This is a genomic window from Streptomyces africanus, assembly GCF_030816955.1.
GTDB lineage: Bacteria > Actinomycetota > Actinomycetes > Streptomycetales > Streptomycetaceae > Streptomyces > Streptomyces africanus.
In genome coordinates, this window is record NZ_JAUSYP010000001.1 from 2,974,120 (window position 1) to 2,995,250 (window position 21,131).

A 21,131-nucleotide genomic window follows, 5' to 3' on the forward strand; every position below is an offset into this window, starting at 1 on the left:
AAGATGGCGCAACCCACCCATACCGAGGAGATGACCGCGTGCCTGGCACAAACCTGACCCGCGAAGAGGCGCAGCAGCGGGCGAAGCTGCTCGCCGTTGACTCGTACGAGATCGAACTCGACCTCTCCGGCGCGCAGGAGGGCGGCACCTACCGGTCCGTGACCACGGTGCGCTTCGACGTCACGGAGAACGGGGCGGAGTCGTTCATCGACCTGGTGGCCCCGGTCGTGCACGAGGTGACCCTCAACGGGGACTCGCTCGACCCCGCCGAGGTCTTCGCGGACTCCCGGATCGCCCTGCGGGGCCTGCTGGAGGGCCGCAACATCCTCCGGGTGGTCGCCGACTGCGCGTACACCAACACCGGTGAGGGCCTGCACCGTTTCGTCGACCCGGTCGACGACCAGGCCTACCTCTACACCCAGTTCGAGGTGCCGGACGCCCGCCGGGTGTTCGCGAGCTTCGAGCAGCCGGACCTCAAGGCGACCTTCCAGTTCACCGTGAGGGCGCCGGAGGGCTGGACCGTCGTCTCCAACTCGCCCACGCCCGAACCCCAGGACAGCGTCTGGGCCTTCGAGCCGACGCCGCGCATCTCGACGTACATCACGGCGCTGATCGTCGGCCCGTACCACTCGGTGCACAGCGTGTACGAGAAGGACGGCCAGTCCGTCCCGCTCGGCATCTACTGCCGCCCCTCGCTCGCCGAGTACCTCGACTCGGACGCCATCTTCGAGGTGACCCGGCAGGGCTTCGACTGGTTCCAGGAGAAGTTCGACTACGCGTACCCGTTCAAGAAGTACGACCAGCTGTTCGTGCCGGAGTTCAACGCGGGCGCGATGGAGAATGCGGGCGCGGTGACCATCCGCGACCAGTACGTGTTCCGGTCGAAGGTGACGGACGCGGCGTACGAGGTGCGCGCGGAGACCATCCTGCACGAGCTGGCCCACATGTGGTTCGGCGACCTCGTGACCATGGAGTGGTGGAACGACCTGTGGCTGAACGAGTCGTTCGCCACCTACACCTCCATCGCCTGCCAGGCCGCCGCGCCCGGCTCGCGCTGGCCGCACTCGTGGACGACGTTCGCCAACTCCATGAAGACCTGGGCGTACCGGCAGGACCAGCTGCCCTCCACGCACCCGATCATGGCGGACATCAGCGACCTGGACGACGTCCTGGTCAACTTCGACGGCATCACGTACGCCAAGGGCGCCTCCGTGCTCAAGCAGCTCGTCGCGTACGTCGGCGAGGACGAGTTCTTCGCGGGCGTACAGGCGTACTTCAAGGCGCACGCGTACGGCAACACGCGCCTGTCCGACCTGCTGGGCGCCCTGGAGACGACCTCCGGGCGTGACCTGAAGTCCTGGTCGAAGGCATGGCTGGAGACCGCCGGCATCAACGTCCTGCGCCCCGAGATCGAGACGGACGCCGACGGTGTCGTCACGTCCTTCGCCATCCGCCAGGAGGCCCCCGCCCTGCCCGCCGGCGCGAAGGGCGAGCCGACGCTGCGCCCGCACCGGATCGCCGTCGGCGTGTACGAACTGGACGACGCCAGCGGCAAGCTGGTCCGCGAGGAGCGGATCGAGCTGGACGTGGACGGCGAGCTGACCGCCGTACCGCAGCTGGTCGGCAAGCGCCGCCCGGCCGTGATCCTGCTCAACGACGACGACCTCTCCTACGCGAAGGTCCGCCTGGACGAGCGGTCCCTGGCCTTCGTGACGGAACACCTCGGCGACTTCGAGTCCTCCCTGCCGCGCGCCCTGTGCTGGGCGTCGGCCTGGGACATGACCCGCGACGCCGAGCTGGCGGCCCGCGACTACCTGTCGCTGGTGCTGTCCGGCATCGGCAAGGAGTCCGACATCGGTGTCGTGCAGTCGCTGCACCGCCAGGTGAAGCTGGCGGTCGACCTGTACGCCGACCCGGCCGCCCGCGAGGCGCTGCTGGCCCGCTGGACCGACGCGACGCTGGCCCATCTGCGGGCGGCGGCGCCGGGCAGCGACCACCAGCTGGCGTGGGCGCGCGCGTTCGCCGCGACGGCCCGCACGCCCGAGCAGCTGGACCTGCTGGACGCGCTGCTGGAGGGCTCGCAGACGATCGAGGGCCTGGTCGTCGACACGGAGCTGCGCTGGTCGTTCGTCCAGCGGCTCGCGGCGGTGGGCCGGTTCGACGAGACGGAGATCGCGGGCGAGTACGACCGTGACCGTACGGCCGCCGGTGAGCGCCACGCCGCCACGGCCCGCGCGGCCCGGCCGACCCCGGAGGCCAAGGCGGAGGCGTGGGCGTCGGTCGTCGACTCCGACAAGCTGCCGAACGCCGTGCAGGAGGCGGTCATCGCCGGCTTCGTCCAGACCGACCAGCGTGAGCTGCTCGCCCCGTACGCGGACCGCTACTTCGAGGTGGTCAAGGACATCTGGGGGTCCCGCTCCCACGAGATGGCCCAGCAGATCGCCGTCGGCCTCTACCCGACGGTCCAGGTCTCCCAGGAGACCCTGGACAAGACGGACGCCTGGCTGGCCTCCGCCGAGCCGAACGCGGCCCTGCGGCGGCTGGTATCGGAGTCCCGGGCGGGCGTCGAGCGCGCACTGCGCGCGCAGCGGGCGGACGCGGCGGCGGAGTAGCCGTTCCTGTCGCTACGGCTGTGGGGGGGCGCCCGGCGTTGTGCCGGGCGCCCCCTTTGTTCAAGGTCGGATGAAGGTCAGGTTCCCCGGCCTGGTCCAGGCCGTCATCACCGCGGACCGGGACCCGCGCTGACGTACCCCCCGCGTTTGGTGCCGCGCCGGGACTCAGCAGGCCGTACCGGCCGGCCGGAAGCGAGGGTGCGCGGGGCCGGCGCCGTCCGCCGCGGCCCGGCCTGCCCCGCCACCGTCGCCCCGAACGCCAGCGCCATGCCCGCCAGTTGCAGCGGCGTCAGCGCCTGGCCGAGCGCCGCCCAGCCGACGACGGCCGCGGTCAGCGGGGAGAGCGGGCCGAGGAAGGTCACCTGGGTGGCGGTGAGACGGCCGATGCCGCGGAACCACAGCCAGTACGCGATCGCCGTGTTCGCGACGGCGAGGTAGAGGTAGCCGCCGACCGCCCGGCCGTCCAGCGCCGGCGGCGCGCCCTCGACGAGGAAGGCGAGCGGCGCGATGAGCAGACCCCCCGCGGTCAGCTGCCAGCCGGTGAGGGCCAGTGGGCCGACACCCTCGGGCCGGCCCCACCGCTGGGTGAGCACCGTACCGGCCGACATCGACACGGTCGCGGCGAGGGCCGCCAGCACGCCGAGCGCGTCCAGCGCCCCGGCCGCCCGCAGGACGACGAGGCTGACGCCGAACGCCGCCACGGCCCCGGTCAGCAGCGTGCGCCGGGTCGGCCGCTGCCCGAGCAGCAGCGCCGCGAGGCCGGCCACGAACAGCGGCCCGGCCGAGCCGACGACCGCCGCCATGCCGCCGGGCAGCCGGTACGCGGCGAGGAACAGCAGCGAGAAGAAGGCACCGATGTTCAGCGCGCCGAGCACGGCCGCCTTCCACCACCAGGCACCGCGCGGCAGCACCCGGGCGAGGGCGAGCAGCAGCAGACCGGCCGGCAGGGCGCGCATGAGGCCGGTGAACAGGGGGCGGTCGGCCGGGAGGAACTCGGTGGTGACGGCGTAGGTGGTGCCCCAGGAGACGGGGGCGAGGGCCGTGAGGGTGATGAGAGCCGGGCGGGAGGTGGCCATGGAGGCGCCCTTCAAGTAGGTCGATGGTAAGTAGCTTAGCTCTAAGCAACTTTCCGTCAAGCTACTTTCTTGCGGGTGACCGAGAGGCGTCGGATACTCGTGCCATGAACGCACGCCCCGAGCAGCGCACGGACCCCGTCGACGCGATCATCGGCCAGTGGGCGACGGTCCGGCCCGATCTCGACACCCGGGCGATGGAGGTCTTCGGCCGGATCCACCGGCTCTCGCGCGCGATGAGCGACCGGTCGGAGAAGGCGTACGCCAGGTTCGGGATCTCACGCGGGGAGTTCGACGTCCTGGCGACACTGCGCCGCTCCGGGGAGCCCTACACGCTCTCGCCCCGCCAGCTCTCCGCGACGCTGATGCTCACGACCGGGGGCATGACGGGGCGCCTGGACAAGCTGGAGCGCGCAGGCCTGCTGCGCCGCTCCCCCGATCCGCACGACCGGCGCGGCCTGCACGTCACCCTCACCGACAAGGGCCTGGAGCTGATCGACCAGGCGGTCGGCGCCGGACTCGCCGCCCAGACGGAGGCGCTGTCCGGCCTCGACACCGAGCAGGCCGGACAGCTGGCGGAGCTGCTCAGGGAGTTGCTCCGGACGACGGAGGGCGGGCAGGACTAGAGCCTGGGTTCATCCCACATGGGCGGTGACGGCCGCGTCGATCGCCCGGGCGTCCGCCGCGTCGGCCGCCCACGCCGCGTACCCGTCGGGCCGCACCAGCACGGTCGTACGGCGGTCGCCCGCCCAGCGCTCCACGGCCAGCCGGTCCTCACGGTCGGCCCCGGCCTTGTACGGCTCCGGGGTGATCAGCACGAACCGGCCGCCCCGCATCACCTCGTGGAGGCGACCGCCGCCGGCCAGGGCGACGTCCGGGACGCGGTGACCGGTGAAGCGGTGGGAGCCGCGGGGAGCGGGATAGCGGTAGCCGATACCGGTGACCTGGCCGAGCGCCTTGCGGCGGGCCGGGCCGACGGTGTCGAGGAAGGCGGCGAAGGCGGTGCGCAGGGCGATCGTCCAGGGCCGCCTGGCCATGGCGGCGCGCACGATACCGCCGCTGCTGCGCAGCACCGACCTGCCGATGGGGTGACGTTCGGCCTGGTAGGTGTCGAGGAGCGCCTCGGCCGCGTGCCCCTGGACGACGGCGGCCAGCTTCCAGCTCAGGTTGGCCGCGTCCTGGAGGCCGGTGTTCATGCCCTGGGCACCGGCCGGGGTGTGGACGTGCGCGGCGTCCCCGGCGAGGAAGACCCGGCCGACCCGGTAGGCGGGTGCCTGCCGCTCGTCGCTGTGGAAGCGGGACATCCAGCGGGGGTCGTGCATGCCGAAGTCACGGCCGAGGGCGCGCCGGGTGGTCTCCCTGATCTCGTCGAGTCCGACCGGCGCGTCGTCGGGGAGCGCGCGGCCGCGGTCCCAGCAGACGACGCGGTGGTAGCCGTCACCGAAGGGGACGAGGAAGGCGAAGGCGTCACCGACGGCGTCGAAGGTGAGCAGCTCCCCGGGCTCCTCGGTCACCCGTACGTCCGCGAGCATGACGGAGCGGATCACCGAACGGCCGGGGAACGGCAGCCCGATCGCGTTCCGCACCGTGCTGCGCATCCCGTCGGCGCCGACGACGTACGCCGCGCGCAGCACCTCCGTGCCGCCGCCGGGTCCGCGGACCTCGACGGTCACGCCCTGTGCGTCCTGCGTCAGCCCGGTCACCTCGGTCTCGTACCGGAACTCCGCCCCGGCCTGACGCGCCCGCCGCTCCAGGACCTTCTCCACCTCGTACTGCGGCAGGACGAGGAGGTGGTTGAAGCGGGACGGAAGCGTGGAGAGGTCGAGGCTGAGGCGGCCGTAGAGGCGGAACCGGCCGAGCCGCCGGCCCACCGCTTCCAGCTCCTCGGCCAGGCCTCGGGCGTCTAACTGCTCCAGCGTGCGGGCGTGCAGGACGAACGCGCGGGAGAGGTTGCTGATCCTGTGCGGGCGTTTCTCGACGACGGTGACCGGAACGCCGGCGGTGGCCAGGTCGCCGGCCAGGAGAAGGCCGGTGGGGCCGGAGCCGACCACGATCACGGTGCGGGTGATGTCGCTCATCAGCGCCTCCTGGGGCCAGCACGTGTTGGTCAACGATTGTTGGTCAACACGCGTTCGCCAACGTTTGTTGACCAACGGTCGTTGACCAACGTAGAACCGCACCACTGCGCCGTCAACACTTGTTGGCCTACGGATGTTGGCCTACGCTCGTTGGCATGGTAGACAGCAAGCCCACCGCCCCCTCCAGACGCTCCGACGCCACACGCGCCGCCATCCTCGATGCCGCCCGCGAGCGTTTCGCCGCCGACGGCTACGAGCGGTCCACCATCCGCGCCGTCGCGCGGGACGCGGGCATCGACCCGTCCATGGTGATGCGGTACTACGGCAGCAAGGAGGGGTTGTTCGCGGCGGCCGTCGCCGTCGATCTGAAGCTGCCCGACCTGGGCCCGCTGCCCCGGGAGGAGGTCGGGTCCGCCCTCGTGACCCACTTCCTCGCCATGTGGGAGGAGAACGAGGTGCTCACGGCCCTGCTGAGGGTCGGCGCCAGCAACCAGGCCGGGGCCGAGCGCATGCAGGGCGTCTTCCAGGACCAGCTGCTCCCGGTCGCCCAGCAGGTGTGCCCCGACCCCGAGCAGGTCCCGGCGCGGGCCGCGCTCACCGCCACGCAGATGCTCGGGATGGCACTCGCCCGGTACGTCCTGCGCTTCCCGCCGGCCGTGGCGCTCAGCCGCCAGGAGATCGTGGCGTGGCTGGCACCGACGGTGCAGCGCTATCTGACGGCACCCAATCCCTGACGCCCGCCCGCCGGAAAAGCCGCCCGCCGGAAAAGCCGAGGGCGCCGCCCCGGTCGTCGTGCAGCGGCATGCGCGTACGTACGACGGGACGGCGCCCTCGGAAAAGGTGCGCGGCGGACTCGAAGCGAGCCCTGGTCAGGCCTTCGCGTCGGCCTTGGTGTCGGCCTCGGCGCCGGCCTTGGTCGTGATGTTGGAGCTGGTCGGGTCCTTCCGCTTGTGCGACTTGTCCCCGACCATCACCAGACCGGCGATGACCAGGTACAGCACGATCGGGGCCGCGACGAACAGGCCCAGCGTCTCGATGACGCTCAGGCCCGGGCCGGGGTCGTCACCGTCGTCGCGGGTGAGCGCGGAGGCGGGCGACGACATGAGCAGCATCATCAGCGTCGTACCGGCTGCCAGGGCGCCGGCTCGCAGGGCGTTCTTCTTGTCCACGGTGCCAAAAGTATCCAACGCCGGTCGTGGCCGCGCGCCCGGGGTGCCGTAAGAGGCGTCCTCAGCCGCCCGACGCGTCGGGCGGCTGTCTCAGGACCTCCATGAGGGCGTGCAGCCGGGGCGAGGCGGCCAGATCCTCCAAGGTCACGGGACGTCCCTCCGCGTCCGCGATCGGCAGGCGCCAGTTCGGGTACTGGTCCCACGTCCCCGGGAGGTTCTGCGGGCGGCGGTCGCCCACCCCGTCCGGGAGCCAGACGCCGACCATGCGGGCCGGGGTGCGCAGCAGGAAGCGGTGGACGGCCCGGATCTCGGCCTCCTCCGAGGAGGTGTCGGTGCCGCCGGTTCCGTCCAGCAGGCCGAGGTGGGTGAGCAGGGCCAGCCACTCGCCGATGTCGGCGGCGGCCTCGGCGCGCTCCTCCTGAAGCGGGCGGGTCAGCAGGCCCAGGCTGTCGCGGAGTTCGACGTGCTCGCCGGTGAGGCGGGCGGCCGTGGAGGGCAGGTCGTGGGTGGTGGCGGTGGCCAGGCAGTCGGCGCGCCAGCGGTCGGGGGGCAGCGGGCGGCCGTCGCCGTCCCAGTCGCGTTCGAACCACAGCACGGACGTGCCGAGCACCCCGCGCTCGCGCAGCGCCTCGCGCACGCCCGGTTCGACGGTGCCCAGGTCCTCGCCGATCACCAGCGCCCCGGCCCGGGAGGCTTCCAGGACGAGGACGGCGAGCATGGCCTCGGCGTCGTAGCGGACGTAGGTGCCCTCGGTCGGCGGCCGGCCCTGCGGCACCCACCACAGGCGGAACAGGCCCATGACGTGGTCGATGCGCAGGGCGCCGGCGTAGCGGAACAGGGCGCGCAGCAGCTCGCGGAAGGGGGCGTAGCCCGACTCGGCCAGGCGGTCGGGCCGCCAGGGCGGCAGGCCCCAGTCCTGGCCGCGGGCGTTGAAGGCGTCCGGCGGGGCGCCCACCGACATGCCGGCGGCGAAGTACTACTGCTGGGCCCAGGCGTCGGCGCCGCCGGGGTGGACGCCGACCGCGAGGTCGTGCACGATCCCGACCGGCATGCCGGCCTCGCGCCCGGCGCGCTGAGCGGCGGTCAGCTGGGAGTCGGTGAGCCAGGCGAGCCGGGACCAGAAGTCCACCCGGTCCAGCAGGCCGTTGCGGGCCCGGACGGTCTCGGCCGAGCGCGGGTCGCGCAGGCCCGTCGGCCAGCGGTGCCAGTCCGAGCCGTGCACCTCGGCGAGCGCGCACCAGGTGGCGTGGTCCTCCAGGGCCTGGCCCTGCCCGGCGAGGAAGTCGCAGTAGGCGGCGCGTCTGCCGGGACCGAGCGGCACCTCGCACAGCAGCTCCAGCGCCTCCCGCTTGAGCTCCCACACGGCGTCCCGGTCGATCAGGGCGCCCTTGTCCAGCACGGCTTCGCGCAGCCGGCCGGATCGCTCCAGCAGCGCGCGCAGCCGCTCGCGGTCCTCGACGTACGCGCATTCGGGGACGTCCTCGATGCGCAGGTGCACAGGGTCGGGGAAGCGGCGTGAGGAGGGGCGGTACGGGGAGGGGTCGGTGGGGGCGCCGGGCACGGCCGCGTGCAGCGGGTTGACCTGGACGAATCCGGCACCGAGCGACCGCCCGGCCCAGCCGGCCAGCTCGGCGAGGTCGCCCAGGTCGCCCATGCCCCAGGAACGGCGGGACAGCAGGGAGTAGAGCTGGACGAGGAGTCCGTAGGAGCGTCCGGTGGGGGTGGGCAGGCGGGGCGGGGCGATGACCAGGTGGGCGGTGGCCGTGCGGCCGTCGGGGACGGTGGCGGTCAGCCGGTGGACCCCGGGCGGGAGGTGCTCGGCCGAGGCGCGGGTCTCGCCCTGCTCGGTCTCGATGAGCAGCCGGCTTCCCTCGGGGAGCGCGGCCAGGGCGGCCGGGGGGCCTGCGCCCCAGCCGACCACCGTGGGCGGCAGCAGCCTGGCGCCCAGTTGCCGCTCCCGGGCGGCGAGCGCGGCGCGGATCGCGCCGGGCGTGCTCGCGTCCACGCCGAGAGCGGCCAGGGTGAGGGTGACCGCGGCGGCCGAGGCCGCGACCGTACGGTCCGGGGACGGGCTGTACGAGGTGGCGACGCCGTGCAGTTCGGCGAGGCGGGACAGGTCCTCGGAAGGCGGTTCGGCCGGCCGGGGTTCGGTCATCTACGACCTCGAGAAGTCCGGGACGACGGAGAAGGCGGAGGGTTCGCTGGTGAGGGGGGCGGATTCGGCGAGCGGCGGCTCGCTGGTGAGGGGCTCGGCGTCGGGCAGCGGCGTCTCGCTGGTCAGCGGGGGCTCGGCGCAGGTGCTCTCGGAGCTGAAGATGCAGTAGTGCGGGTCTTCGTAGCGGGGATCGTCATAGTGGGGGTCGAGGTCGGCGGACGTGTCCGCCACGGGTTTGGACGGGTCCGCCACGGGTTTGGACTGGGCCGGGAGCGGGAGGAAAGTCATCGCAGCCACGGGGGCCTCCTTGTCGGTGCGACGTTCAACGGTTATCGCAGCCCTACCCAGTCGACGCGAAGGCAGACACCCCGGGCCGGACATCGTGCTTCTGCTCACATTCCGCTGCCCTCCACTCCTTCCAGATTCCGGCAATCCAGTGATACCGGCCACTCTCGTTGACACCTTCACCGGACGGGTGGGGGCTCGTTCTCCCTGGCGCCTGGTGGCAGGTCGAGCTGCCGCGCCCGGCGCGCCTCGGGCAGGTCGTGCTGCGCTGGCAGGACGCCCACCGTTCCTGATAACTGAGCGGGAGTGAGTCCTGTTGCCAGGACTGCTGCTGCTCAGTCGCGTGCTCCGAACGGTGTTGGGCACGCTGGTCGCCCGCTTTCGCTCCGCTGCCGGGCGGCACGCATCTGGTGCGTGGTCCGGGAATGCGGGGGCGGGTTTCCTCACGCCCACGGGTGTCCGGTCGGGCCTGGAGGGTCCGATGCCCGTAACGATCGCTCTGGTCGTTACGGGGCGGTGCCGTCCGTCGCCGGATCGGATGCCCGAGGGCGCGTCGCCCGATCGCGATGCTTGCCGCATCGTGCCGGGACACTTCACGGGTGGGGGTTGTCAGCGGCTGCTGCCAGTGCTGGGCACCCCACTGCGAGGTATAGGCCGGATCCACCGCGACGATGGACAGGTTCTGCTCGGTGGCCATCGACACCAGTCGCGCTTCAGCTTCGCGGTGGGGAAGCGGGAGATCAGACGGCGGAAACGCTGTTGTGGCCGTGCTTCTCCCGGCTGGTGTTGTCGGTGAAGTCGAGGTCCTCGATCGCGATCGCGGCGACTCCGCTACGGCGCGCGTGGTGCAGCAGGCGGGTCAGTGCGTGCCGGATCTGCGCGTCCCGATGCTGTGTGGTGGTGCCGGACAGGTCGTAGAAGAACCGTTGGGGCTCGCCGACCGGGTTGCCGTGCACATCCAGCCGCCACGCGGCGAGGTGGTCGTCGTTCATGTCCACGGCGACCACACCCCGGGCCAGGGCCCCCTCCAAGGACAGGAGGGGGGCGGGGGCTCGTTGCCAGGCCGCGGTCACATACCAGCGGCCCCGGACGGGGTCGTGGTGGATGCGGTAAGCCACCGCCCGGTTGGTGCTGATCCGGTCCAGCCACTCCTGCCCACGGTGCTGGAACGCCACGCGCGCGTCCAGGACGTACCGGCCGTGCGGTGCGTTGGCCAGGTGCGCCAGAGCCGCCGGGAGCTTGATCGAGAGCTGTCCGGTGTCGGTGATACGGATGGTTTCGTTGCCGAAGCGTTTGCCGGACTCACCGTCGGCGGACAGGAACACCCGCGCCGCCCGCCACCGCTGGCGCCACCCATTCTCGTCCAGCCCGGCCTCATCCAGGTGGTGGCGCAGGTGCGCGAGGTGTTTGCCGCCCCGCACCACATGGACCCGGCCCGCCGCCCAGTCCGCCTCCACCCCAGCCAGCCGGGCCTTCAGTGTGTGCAGGCGGCGGGACTTGGCATGCCACTCGGCCCGCGACCCATAGCCCCGCACCAGCCCCTCGCGTTTGTTCGCCTTGGCACCCAGCGGACGGGCCAGCCGCGGCTCGATCGCGGCGATCTGACCGCGCAGCCACGCCATCTCCGCCTGCCGGCCACGCCGCGCCAGCGCCCACTGATCATGCGTGGCCTTGGTGATGCTGCCCGCCCACCGCGCCGACGAACACCCCGTCAGCTCCCGCTTGCGCACCGCCCACGACCCGGCATCATGGGCCAGACCCTGCCGGGAACGCACTGCGAGATCCCCCGAGGCCAGCGAACCGAGGAAGAGCCCGACCTCACACAGCACCGCCACATCCGTTGCCGACACCCTCAGCCGGTCCCGGACGGCCACCCCCGAAGGGCCGGGCACCACGAACGACGCCTCCACCTGACGCATCCCACCCACCCCCACACCCGCCACCACGCTGCCGAAAACCCGATCACCGCACTCAACGAGCCACACCCGCACAGGTCACGCATTCGACATACGAACCTCCATTCCCCAGCCGCGGAAGACCTCAACAGGCCACCAGCACTCACTCCCGCTCACCCATACGCGCTCGCACTCAGCCCAGCGCCAGCAGTTCACAACCGCTCGGCGTACCTCGTCCAGGTCTCTCCGGACGGCCGCCGCTGGCGCACGGCGGCGGCCGTCCGGGACGGCCGGGGCGGCCGGGGCGGCCGGGGCGGCCGGGGCGGCCGGGGCGGCCGGAAGAGCGTCCGCATGGACGAGCGCGACGTGCGCTTCGTGCGGGTGCAGGGCGAGAAGCGGGCCACGCCGTACGGGTACTCACTGTGGTCGGTGGAGGCGTACGCCGTCACGGACTGAACCCATCCCCGGGTCCGGGGGCGGAAAATGAATCGGCGCCCACTATTCACTCAGTACATGTACTGAGTACATAATGATCGGCATGAGCACCCGCCACATCCTGCTGGGCCTGCTCGCCACGGGTCCGAGCCACGGCTACGACCTCAAGCGACGCCACGACGAACGCTTCCCGCAGGCCCGCCCGCTGGCCTACGGGCAGGTCTACACGACCCTGCAGCGCCTCGTCCGGGACGGCCTCGCCGAGATCGAGGGCACCGACTCGGACGGCGGCCCGGAGCGGACGATGTACCGCGCCACGGACGAGGGGGCACGCGAACTGTCCCGCTGGGCCGGGGAGATCGCCCCGCCCGCGCCCTTCGTGGCGAACGAGATCTTCGCCAGGGTCGTCGTCGCGATCCTCTCGGGCGGTGACCCGGCCGGGTATCTGAGTGCCCAGCGCGCCGCCCACATGGAGCGGATGCGGGAGCTCACGGCCCTCAAGGCCGCGCAGGGCGCGGATCTGGCGACCGTGCTCTCGGCGGACTACGCCCTCAACCACCTCGACGCCGACCTCCGCTGGATGAGCACCACGGCGGCCCGGCTCACCACCCTGACCGCGGAGGTCGACGCAGCATGAACAGACCCGTGCCTCTTCTCACGGCCAGTGGCCTCACCAAGGCGCACGGCAGGACACCCGCCCTGCGCGGGGCGTCGGTCGAGCTGCACGCCGGTGAGATCCTCGCCGTGACCGGCGCGAGCGGCAGCGGGAAGTCGACGCTGCTGCACTGCCTGGCCGGGATCGTCCGGCCCGACGAGGGCTCGGTGACGTACGACGGCCGGCGCCTGGCGGACCTGCCCGAGCAGCGGCTGAGCGAGCTGCGGCGGACCGAGTTCGGCGTGGTGTTCCAGTTCGGGCAGCTCATCCCCGAGCTGACGGCCCTGGACAACGTCGCCCTGCCGCTGCTGCTGGCCGGCACCGACCGCGCCCGGGCCCGGGCCCTGGCCGGTGAGTGGCTGGAGCGGTTCGGCGTGCGGGGGCAGCAGGACCTGCGGCCGGGCGAGATGAGCGGCGGCCAGGCCCAGCGCACCGCGCTGGCCCGGGCCCTGGTCACCGGCCCGAGGGTGGTCTTCGCCGACGAGCCGACGGGGGCCCTGGACTCGCTCTCCGGCGAGCGGGTCATGACGGCCCTGGTCACCACGGCCCGCGAGTCGGGCACGGCGGTCCTGCTGATCACGCACGACGCCCAGGTGGCGGCGTACGCGGACCGTGAGGTCCAGCTGCGGGACGGCGTCGTGGCGCCGCTGGGGGTGACGGCGTGAACTCCCTGCGTTCCGATCTGCGTCTCGCCTGGGAGCTCACCCGTGGTTCCGACCGAGGCGAGTGGTGGCGGGTCGCGCTGACGGTGACGGGCGCCGCGCTCGCGACGGGGTTCGCGCTGGCCGCCGTCGCCCTGGCCTCCCTGCGGGGTGGCCACCAGGTGCCCGTCGCCGCGGGCCTGCTGGACGAGCCCGGCACGCGGTCCGGCGTGATCGTCGGCCTGCTGCTCCTGCTCGTGCCCGTGCTGGGCTTCCTCGGCCAGTGCGCCCGGATCGGCGCCGTGCACCGCGACCGGCGGCTGGCCGGGCTGCGGCTGGCCGGGGCGACGCCCTGGCAGGTCCGGCGGATCGCCGCGCTGGAGACCGGCCTGGCCTGTCTGCTGGGCTCGGCGGCCGCCACCGTCCTCTCGGTGCTGCTCCTGCTGCGCCAGTGGGACCGGCCGACCGCCCTGGCCTGGGTGGGGATCGCCCTGGTCGCCGTGGCCGTACCGGTGCTGGGCGCGGCGGCGGGCGCACTGGCGCTGCGCCGGGTCGTGGCCTCCCCGCTCGGCTGGGTCCGCCGGGTCGGGCCGCGCGGCGGACGGGGGCCCGGGCTGCTGTTCCTGGCCGGAGTGCTGCTCGTCGCGGTGCTGGCGCTGCTGGCCGTGGTCACCACGTCCACGGCCGCCCCCAACCGGCCGAACGGCAGGGTGCCGCTGACGATGATGGGCGTGGTCCTCGTGGTCGGCGCGGGCGCGGTGTGGCTCTCCGGGGCCACCGCGAAGGCGACCGGGCGGATCCTCGCGCCCCGGGCCCGGTCGGCGGCGACGCTGATCGCGGCGGAACGGCTGCGCGACGACCCCTGGTCGGCCGCCCGCACCCATGCGGCGGTGCTGCTGGTCACGGTCGTGGGCACCGGCTTCCTGGGCATCCGGCAGGTGCTGAGCGACGAGGTGCGCAGCACGTGGTACCTCGCCGAGCGCGCGTCCTACTACACCACCGGCCTCGACCTCACCGGCGCCGCGATCGCCATCGCCTTCGCGATCACCCTGTCCGGCCTCGCCGTCGGCACCGCCGAGTCCCTGGCCACCCGCCGCCGGGGCCTGGCCGCGCAGGCCGCCGCCGGGGTGCCGCACACGGTGCTCGGCCGGGCCCTGCTGCTGGAGACCGCGCTGCCGCTCGCCCCCGCCGTGCTGCTCTCGGGCCTGGGCGGGATGACCATCGGCACCGGGTACGCCGTGCTCTCCGGCCGGCCGGTGCCCTGGGCGATCACCCTGATGCCGGTCGCCGTCTACGCCGCCTGCCTGCTGGCCGCGGCCACCTCACTGCCCCTGCTGCGCCGGTCGGTACGCCCGGGGGAACTGCGGTACGCGTGAGCGCCCCGCCTCATGACGGGCCGGCCCGGGGGAACGGGGGTTCCCCGGGCCGGTCGGCCGGCCGCAGGCGGCAATACGAAAGCCCGGATCCTCGTCAGGCGGAAATGCCGTCGATCCGGGCCATGGCGTCGTCCGCGCCGTACGGCTGCAAGTACGGCAGCCAGCGCGGGTCCCTATGGCCGGTCCCGATGATGCGCCAGGCCAGGCCGGAGGGCGGAGCGGGTTTGTGGCGCAGCCGCCAGCCGATCTCGAAGAGGTGACGGTCGGCCTTCACGTGGTTGCAGCGGCGGCAGGACGCCACCACGTTGTCCCAGACGTGCTTGCCCCCGCGGCTGCGCGGGATGACGTGGTCGACGCTGGTTGCGACGCCACCGCAGTACATGCACCGGCCCCCGTCACGGGCGAACAGCGCCCGGCGGGTCAGTGGAACGGGCCCCCGATAGGGGACCCGGACGAATCGCTTGAGCCGGACCACGCTGGGTGCGGGGACTGTGACGGTCGCGCTGTGCAGATAGGCGCCGGACTCCTCGAGACAGACGGCCTTGTTCTCGAGGACGAGGACGAGCGCGCGGCGGAGCGGTACGACACCTAGCGGCTCGTACGACGCGTTGAGGACCAGGACGTGCGGCACGGATGCCTCCTTGGACGCCGGCGGCGCGTGGCTCGCGCCGGGACGATTCGTAGCCAGTCTCCCCTCATGCCTGGTGAAAGCGCCACCATGTCCCCGTAACGGGCTGGGAGTGTTTTCGACCACACCTCATTCATCCCCCGGATCATGGCCTGTTCAAGCCCAGGTGAGCACGGTCTCTCCTTCACACATCCCGCGGGAGCACACACAATGCCCCGTTAGTGTGGTGGTTCTGCCCCTTCGGTGACCCAGTCGTGACCTTGACCCCCCTGAACCACCGCGCCGGGGCAGACCGCTGCACCTGGAGGTACCTGCCGTGTCCTTGTCCCTTGCGGACGCCGTCCTGCCGGCCGCCGGCCCGTCGCCGTCCCCGACCCCCTCGGAGTCGGAGACCCCGAGAGTGCCCTCGTTCCAGGACGCCCAGGAGAGCGCGACGAACGCCGCCGGCTGGGTCGAGCAGAACTGGTCGACGTGGCTCGCGGTCGGCCTGCGGGTCCTGCTCATCGTGGTGGTGGCGGCGGTACTGAGGGTCGTCGTCCGGCGCGCGATCACCAAGCTGATCGATCGCATGAACCGGTCCGGCCAGTCCGTGGACGGCTCGGGGCTCGGCGGGCTGCTGGTCAACGTCGAGCGCCGTCGCCAGCGATCGCAGGCGATCGGCTCGGTACTGCGCTCGGTGGCCAGCTTTCTGATCATGGGCACCGCGGCCCTGATGATCCTCTCCGCGTTCAACATCAATCTGGCCCCGCTGCTGGCGTCCGCCGGTGTGGCCGGTGTGGCGATCGGCTTCGGTGCGCGCAACCTGGTCACGGACTTCCTCTCGGGCGTCTTCATGATCCTGGAGGACCAGTACGGCGTCGGCGACACGATCGACGCGGGCGTCGCCTCCGGCGAGGTGATCGAGGTGGGTCTGCGCGTGACCAAGCTGCGCGGCGACGGCGGCGAGATCTGGTACGTCCGCAACGGCGAGGTCAAGCGGATCGGCAACCTGTCGCAGGGCTGGGCGACGGCCAACGTCGACGTCACGGTCCACGCCGGCGAGGACCTGGACAAGGTGAAGGCCACCCTGGACGAGGTGGCCGAGAAGATGAACGCCGAGGAGCCCTGGAACGAGCTGCTGTGGAGCCCGATCGAGGTCCTCGGCCTGGACAGCGTCCTGCTGGACTCCATGGTCGTGCGCGTCTCGGCCAAGACGATGCCGGGCAAGTCCCTGGCCGTGGAGCGCGAGCTGCGCTGGCGCGTCAAGCGGGCGTTCGATGCGGCGGACATCCAGATCGTCGGCGGCGCCACGGCCCCCGCGGAGGACGGCTCCACCGACCCGACGGAGGGAATCGCGGCCCCGTCGGTGTACGCGAACTCGTCGTCCCCGCAGTCGGCGGCGGCGTCCCCGCTCACGCCCGTCGCACCGCCGACGAGCACCACGAAGTAACCGTCCCGCCGCACGAAGAGGGCGGCACCCGGGCCTTCCGGGTGCCGCCCTTTCGCATGCCCGAGTAACGACTGTGTTGCCTGGACCGTCCCCTATTGACGCCCGCGCGGCGCCGGGCTTACCTTCCTCCCCACCGATAGGAAACTTTCCTAACAGTGATCAGACGCAGGTCGGCCGATGGACTTCCCCGCCTGATCACTGAGAAGCTGAGCAGCCGAAGGGCAGGTGGACAGGCATGGCAGGAACCGCCGGCACGCCGGGCACCCCGCGCGTCCTGCGCGCCATGAACGACCGGGCCGCCCTGGACCTGCTGCTGGAGCACGGGCAGCTGTCCCGCACCCGGATCGGCAAGCTCACCGGCCTGTCCAAGCCGACCGCCTCCCAGCTCCTGGCCCGCCTGGAGGCCGCGGGCCTCGTCCTGGCCACCGGCACCACCGAAGGCCGGCCGGGCCCGAACGCCCAGCTCTACGAGGTCAACCCGGCGGCCGGGTACGCCGCCGGACTCGACGTCACCCCTCAGCGGATCCTCGCCGCGGTCGCCGACATCACCGGCCGTACGGTCGGCCGCCACGAGCTGCCCACCCCCGGCAGGCGCACCGGGATCCCCGTCGTCCAGCAGGTCACCGACGCCCTGGACGGCGCGGTGAAGGCGGCGGGCCTGGCCCGGGGCGACATCCACCGGCTCGTCATCGGCACCCCCGGCGCCTTCGACCCCACCACGGGCCGCCTGCGCTACGCCTCCCACCTCCCCGGCTGGCACTCCCCCACCCTGCTGGAGGAGCTCGCCGCCGCCCTGCCGATGCCGTTCGAGTACGAGAACGACGTCAACCTGGTCGCGCTCGCCGAACAGCGCCTCGGCGCGGCCCGGGACCACACGGACTTCGTGTTGCTGTGGAACCAGGAGGGCCTGGGCGCCGCCCTGGTGCTGGGCGGCCGGCTGCACCGCGGCTGGACCGGCGGCGCCGGCGAGGTCGGCTTCCTGCCGGTGCCGGGCACGCCCCTGGTCCGCCAGGTCGCCAAGGCCAACAGCGGCGGCTACCAGGAGCTGGCCGGTTCCCAGGCCGTCCCCGGGCTGGCCCGCGAACTCGGCATCGAGGACATCCCCGCGGGCCCGTACGCCGAGGCCGCCGCACACCTGCTGGCCCGGGCCGCGGAGACCGACGACGAACCGCACCGCCACCTCCTGCGGACCTACGCGACCCGGCTGGCCACCGGTCTGGCCTCCCTGGTCTCGGTCCTCGACCCCGAGCTCGTCGTGCTGAGCGGCGCCTCCCTCACCTCGGGCGGCGAGACGCTGCGCGCCCTCGTCCAGGCCGAGCTGGAGGAACTGGCCGCGTCCCGCCCACGCCTGGTCGTGGGCGACGTCCGTGAACACCCCGTGCTGCGCGGCGCGCTGGAGAGCGCGCTCGCGACCACGCGCGACGAGGTCTTCGACACCTCCCGCTGACCCCACCCCCCTCCCCGGTATTTCCCTTCTTCCCCCGTACCTCAGGGAGCTCTGCCATGCCCGGAATATCCAGAAAAGCAGCCATCGCCCTCGCCGCCTCCGCCTCCCTCGCCCTCCTCGCCACGGCCTGTACGGGCCAGGCGGACTCCGGCGCCTCCGACGACGCCTCCCAGGAGACGACCCTCAACTTCTGGCACGCCTGGAGCGCGCCCTCCGAGGTGAAGGCCGTCAAGGACCTGGTCGCCGGCTTCGAGAAGACGCACCCCAAGATCCATGTGAACGTCGTCGGCAACATGACCGACGACAAGATCAACCAGGCCCTGCGCACCGGCGGCGGCAAGGCCCCGGACGTGATCTCGTCGTTCACCACGAACAGCGTCGGGAGGTTCTGCTCCTCCGGCGCCCTGGTGGACCTGAACCCGTTCTTCGAGAAGTCGGGCATCGACCCGGAGACGACCTTCCCGAAGGCGATGAACGAGTACACCCAGTTCGACGGAGACCGCTGCGCGGTCCCCCTCCTCGGCGACGCGTACGGCCTCTACTACAACAAGACCGCGTTCGAGAAGGCCGGCATCACCGGCCCGCCGAAGACCTGGTCCGAGTTCGAGAAGGTCGCCAAGAAGCTGACGACCCCCCAGGGCGACTCCTACAAGCAGCTCGGCTTCATGCCGGACTACCACGGCTGGGAGACCACCACCGAGCACTACCTCGGCCAGTTCTCCCCCACGTACTTCGACAAGGACGGAAAGTCGAACGTCGCCAAGGACCCGGCCTTCGCACAGGCCTTCACGGTCCAGAAGAAGCTGGTCGACGCACTCGGCGGCTATCGCAAGCTCGAGACCTACCGCTCCAGGCTCGGTGACGAGTGGGGCCCCAAGCACCCCTTCCACACCGGCCAGGTCGCCATGCAGCTCGACGGCGAGTGGCGCCTGGGCATGGCCCTGGACACCAAGCCGAAGTTCGAGATCGGCGTGGCCCCGCTGCCCGTCCCCGACGACCAGGCCGACCAGTACGGCAAGGGCTACATCACCGGCACCATCGCCGGCATCGCGGCGACCAGCACCAAGCAGAACGCGGCCTGGGAGCTGGTGAAGTACATGACCACCGACACGGACGCGGTGGTGAACTTCTCCAACGCCATCCACAACGTGCCCTCCACGCTCGCGGCCCTGAAGTCCCCGAAGCTGAAGTACGACCCGCGCTTCAAGACGTTCCTCGACATCGCCGCCAACCCGGACTCCACCACGGCCCCCGCCTCCGTCAACGGCGGCGTCTACCTCACCACGATCCAGGAGTTCGGCTACGACTACGAGAGCGGCAAGGCCACCGACCTCAAGGCCGGCCTGAAGAAGACGGCCCAGCAGATCGACACGGACATCGCGCAGGCGAAGTAGGCCATGAAAACCGTGAACACCGTGAGCACGTACACCCTGCGCGCGAAACACCGCCGCTCGACGCTGCGCACCCTCGCCTTCCTCTCCCCCTGGCTGATCGGCTTCTCGGTCTTCTTCGCCTACCCCCTGCTCTCCACCGTCTACTTCTCCTTCATGCACTACGACGGCTTCAAGCCGCCGACGTGGTCGGGCACGAAGAACTGGACGTACGTCTTCGAGCACTACCCGTTCTTCTGGCCCGCCCTGCGCAACACCCTGTGGCTGGTCCTCGTCATGGTCACGCTCCGGGTCGCCTTCGGCCTGGGCGTGGGCCTGCTGATCACCAAGATCAAGACGGCTACGGGTGTCTTCCGCACCCTCTTCTACCTGCCGTACCTGGCCCCGCCCGTGGCGGCCACCATGGCCTTCGCCTTCCTCCTCAACCCCGGCACGGGCCCGGTCGACTCGATCCTGGAAAAGGCCGGACTCCCCGCCCCCGGCTGGTTCAACGACCCCGCCTGGTCGAAGCCGGCCCTCACCCTCCTGGCCCTGTGGGGCATCGGCGACCTGATGGTCATCTTCATGGCCGCGCTGCTGGACGTACCGAAGGAGCAGTACGAGGCGGCCGAACTGGACGGCGCGACACCCTGGCAGCGCTTCCGCTACGTCACGCTGCCGAACATCTCCCCGATCGTCATGTTCGCGGTCGTCACCGGCGTGATCCAGACCATGCAGTACTACACACAGCCGCTGATCGCCGGAAAGGTCGCCTCGGGCGTGATCCAGGGCGCGGGCACCCAGTTCGAGCCCGGCTACCCGGACAAGTCGACCCTCACCCTCCCCCAACTCGTCTACAACCTGGGCTTCCAGCGCTTCGACTACGGCTCCGCCTGCGTGGTCGCCCTGGTCCTCTTCGCCCTCTCCATGGCCTTCACCGCACTCCTGATGCGCCGCAAGGGCGGTCTGATCCAGACAGGTGACCGATGACCCAACTACTGGACAATCCCCTGGAGTTGAAGGCAGCCCCTTCTCCCGCGCAGCGCACGGCCCACCGCAGGGCGTTCCTCGAATGGATCGCGATCCACTCCCTGGGCGTCGCGGCGGCCCTCTTCTTCACCCTCCCTTTCCTCTTCGTCTTCCTCACCTCGCTCATGAGCGACAGCCAGGCGCTCAGCCGCGACCTGATCCCGCACACCTGGGAATGGGACAACTACCGCAAGGTCTTCGACACCCCCGGCTTCCTCACCTGGTGGCGGAACACCCTGTTCTACGCGGTCCTGGGCACGGTGCTCACGGTGGTCTCCTCGATCCCGGTGGCCTACGCCCTCGCGAAGTTCCGCTTCCGGGGCCGCAACCTGGCCCTGATGCTGGTCATCTCGATGATGATGCTGCCGCCCCAGGTGATCATCATCCCGATGTACCTGTTCTGGGCGAAGCAGCTCGACCTGTCCGGCACGCTCTGGCCGCTGATCATCCCCATGGCGTTCGGCGACGCGTTCTCCATCTTCCTGCTGCGCCAGTTCCTCACCACGATCCCCGACGAGTACCTGGACGCGGCCAGGGTGGACGGCTGCGGCGACCTGCGCACACTGCTCAAGGTCGTGCTCCCGATGGCGAAACCGGGCATCGCCGCAGTGGCCCTCTTCCAGTTCTTCTACGCGTGGAACGACTACTTCGGACCCCAGATCTACGCCTCGGAAAGCCCGGGCACGTGGACCCTCTCCTACGGCCTGGAGTCGTTCAAGGGCGCCCACCACACCGACTGGAACCTCACCATGGCCGCCACCGTGCTGGTGATGGCCCCCGTGATCCTCGTGTTCTTCTTCGCCCAGAAGGCGTTTGTAGAGGGAGTCACGCTCACAGGAGTAAAGGGTTAGACA

The 21,131-nt window shown here is 71.6% G+C and carries 16 protein-coding genes and 3 pseudogenes; 12 read left to right on the forward strand and 7 right to left on the reverse strand.

From position 1 onward, the window contains the following. Window positions 1–38: 38 nt before the first annotated feature. Entirely contained in the window at window positions 39–2,612 is a 2,574-nt protein-coding gene (gene pepN, locus QF034_RS13730) for an aminopeptidase N (protein ID WP_307175219.1), read from the forward strand. Window positions 2,613–2,719: 107 nt separating this feature from the next. Here the strand turns inward: pepN and QF034_RS13735 are convergent, their stop codons facing one another. Beyond that, complete coding sequence (locus tag QF034_RS13735) at window positions 2,720–3,688, reverse strand: EamA family transporter (RefSeq protein ID WP_307175220.1); 969 nt, start codon at window positions 3,686–3,688, stop codon at window positions 2,720–2,722. A gap of 104 nt (window positions 3,689–3,792) precedes the next feature. Between QF034_RS13735 and QF034_RS13740 the strand changes: the two genes are divergently transcribed. Continuing rightward, entirely contained in the window at window positions 3,793–4,311 is a 519-nt protein-coding gene (locus QF034_RS13740; protein ID WP_307175221.1) for a MarR family winged helix-turn-helix transcriptional regulator, read from the forward strand. 9 nt (window positions 4,312–4,320) lie between these two features. Here QF034_RS13740 and QF034_RS13745 read toward each other — a convergent pair whose 3' ends face one another. Beyond that, window positions 4,321–5,763, reverse strand: a complete 1,443-nt coding sequence (locus QF034_RS13745; protein ID WP_307175222.1) for an FAD-dependent monooxygenase — start codon at window positions 5,761–5,763, stop codon at window positions 4,321–4,323. A gap of 155 nt (window positions 5,764–5,918) precedes the next feature. Between QF034_RS13745 and QF034_RS13750 the strand changes: the two genes are divergently transcribed. Next, complete coding sequence (locus QF034_RS13750) at window positions 5,919–6,497, forward strand: TetR/AcrR family transcriptional regulator (RefSeq protein ID WP_307175223.1); 579 nt, start codon at window positions 5,919–5,921, stop codon at window positions 6,495–6,497. Window positions 6,498–6,632: 135 nt separating this feature from the next. Here the strand turns inward: QF034_RS13750 and QF034_RS13755 are convergent, their stop codons facing one another. From QF034_RS13755 to QF034_RS13770, 4 genes and pseudogenes are all read right to left on the reverse strand, one after another. Next, window positions 6,633–6,932, reverse strand: coding sequence for a hypothetical protein (locus QF034_RS13755; RefSeq protein ID WP_307175224.1), 300 nt, complete (start codon window positions 6,930–6,932; stop codon window positions 6,633–6,635). 61 nt (window positions 6,933–6,993) lie between these two features. Continuing rightward, a pseudogene (malQ, locus tag QF034_RS13760) lies at window positions 6,994–9,087 on the reverse strand (4-alpha-glucanotransferase). Next, on the reverse strand, window positions 9,088–9,384 hold the full coding sequence (locus QF034_RS13765) for a hypothetical protein (protein ID WP_307175225.1): 297 nt from the start codon (window positions 9,382–9,384) through the stop codon (window positions 9,088–9,090). Between the two features lie 283 nt (window positions 9,385–9,667). Next, window positions 9,668–11,291 (reverse strand): annotated as a pseudogene (locus tag QF034_RS13770) (IS200/IS605 family accessory protein TnpB-related protein); the annotation flags it as partial. A gap of 198 nt (window positions 11,292–11,489) precedes the next feature. On the opposite strand from QF034_RS13770, the pseudogene QF034_RS13775 reads away from it, so the two are divergent. From QF034_RS13775 to QF034_RS13790, 4 genes and pseudogenes are all read left to right on the forward strand, one after another. Beyond that, a pseudogene (locus QF034_RS13775) lies at window positions 11,490–11,723 on the forward strand (hypothetical protein); the annotation flags it as partial. An 82-nt stretch (window positions 11,724–11,805) separates the two neighbouring features. Next, window positions 11,806–12,339, forward strand: coding sequence for a PadR family transcriptional regulator (locus QF034_RS13780; RefSeq protein WP_307175226.1), 534 nt, complete (start codon window positions 11,806–11,808; stop codon window positions 12,337–12,339). Beyond that, the gene (locus QF034_RS13785; RefSeq protein WP_307175227.1) at window positions 12,336–13,022 is read left to right on the forward strand and encodes an ABC transporter ATP-binding protein; all 687 of its coding nucleotides are present in this window, start codon (window positions 12,336–12,338) and stop codon (window positions 13,020–13,022) included. Before QF034_RS13780 ends, QF034_RS13785 begins: the two co-directional genes overlap by 4 nt. After that, window positions 13,019–14,374, forward strand: a complete 1,356-nt coding sequence (locus QF034_RS13790; protein ID WP_307175228.1) for an FtsX-like permease family protein — start codon at window positions 13,019–13,021, stop codon at window positions 14,372–14,374. The genes QF034_RS13785 and QF034_RS13790 overlap by 4 nt, the downstream gene beginning before the upstream one ends. A gap of 94 nt (window positions 14,375–14,468) precedes the next feature. On the opposite strand, the gene QF034_RS13795 is transcribed toward QF034_RS13790, so the two are convergent. Then, entirely contained in the window at window positions 14,469–15,005 is a 537-nt protein-coding gene (locus QF034_RS13795) for an HNH endonuclease (protein WP_086560153.1), read from the reverse strand. Window positions 15,006–15,324: 319 nt separating this feature from the next. On the opposite strand from QF034_RS13795, the gene QF034_RS13800 reads away from it, so the two are divergent. The 5 genes from QF034_RS13800 (at window position 15,325) to QF034_RS13820 (ending at window position 21,128) form a co-directional block, all read left to right on the forward strand. Further along, entirely contained in the window at window positions 15,325–16,431 is a 1,107-nt protein-coding gene (locus tag QF034_RS13800) for a mechanosensitive ion channel family protein (protein WP_307179875.1), read from the forward strand. Window positions 16,432–16,666: 235 nt separating this feature from the next. Then, window positions 16,667–17,878: an ROK family transcriptional regulator gene (locus QF034_RS13805; RefSeq protein ID WP_307175229.1), complete on the forward strand. Its 1,212-nt coding sequence runs from the start codon at window positions 16,667–16,669 to the stop codon at window positions 17,876–17,878. Between the two features lie 56 nt (window positions 17,879–17,934). Then, window positions 17,935–19,272: an ABC transporter substrate-binding protein gene (locus QF034_RS13810; RefSeq protein ID WP_307175230.1), complete on the forward strand. Its 1,338-nt coding sequence runs from the start codon at window positions 17,935–17,937 to the stop codon at window positions 19,270–19,272. Window positions 19,273–19,293: 21 nt separating this feature from the next. After that, entirely contained in the window at window positions 19,294–20,238 is a 945-nt protein-coding gene (locus QF034_RS13815) for a carbohydrate ABC transporter permease (RefSeq protein ID WP_307175231.1), read from the forward strand. After that, window positions 20,235–21,128: a carbohydrate ABC transporter permease gene (locus QF034_RS13820; protein ID WP_307175232.1), complete on the forward strand. Its 894-nt coding sequence runs from the start codon at window positions 20,235–20,237 to the stop codon at window positions 21,126–21,128. The genes QF034_RS13815 and QF034_RS13820 overlap by 4 nt, the downstream gene beginning before the upstream one ends. Window positions 21,129–21,131: the final 3 nt, after the last annotated feature.

Excerpts from the sequence above, each read along its gene's own strand:
- QF034_RS13735 (WP_307175220.1), bottom strand. The coding sequence starts at position 3,688 with ATGGCCACCTCCCGCCCGGCTCTCATCACCCTCACGGCCCTCGCCCCC.
- QF034_RS13740 (WP_307175221.1), top strand. The coding sequence starts at position 3,793 with ATGAACGCACGCCCCGAGCAGCGCACGGACCCCGTCGACGCGATCATC.
- QF034_RS13745 (WP_307175222.1), bottom strand. The coding sequence starts at position 5,763 with ATGAGCGACATCACCCGCACCGTGATCGTGGTCGGCTCCGGCCCCACC.
- QF034_RS13750 (WP_307175223.1), top strand. The coding sequence starts at position 5,919 with ATGGTAGACAGCAAGCCCACCGCCCCCTCCAGACGCTCCGACGCCACA.
- QF034_RS13780 (WP_307175226.1), top strand. The coding sequence starts at position 11,806 with ATGAGCACCCGCCACATCCTGCTGGGCCTGCTCGCCACGGGTCCGAGC.
- QF034_RS13785 (WP_307175227.1), top strand. The coding sequence starts at position 12,336 with ATGAACAGACCCGTGCCTCTTCTCACGGCCAGTGGCCTCACCAAGGCG.
- QF034_RS13805 (WP_307175229.1), top strand. The coding sequence starts at position 16,667 with ATGGCAGGAACCGCCGGCACGCCGGGCACCCCGCGCGTCCTGCGCGCC.
- QF034_RS13810 (WP_307175230.1), top strand. The coding sequence starts at position 17,935 with ATGCCCGGAATATCCAGAAAAGCAGCCATCGCCCTCGCCGCCTCCGCC.
- QF034_RS13820 (WP_307175232.1), top strand. The coding sequence starts at position 20,235 with ATGACCCAACTACTGGACAATCCCCTGGAGTTGAAGGCAGCCCCTTCT.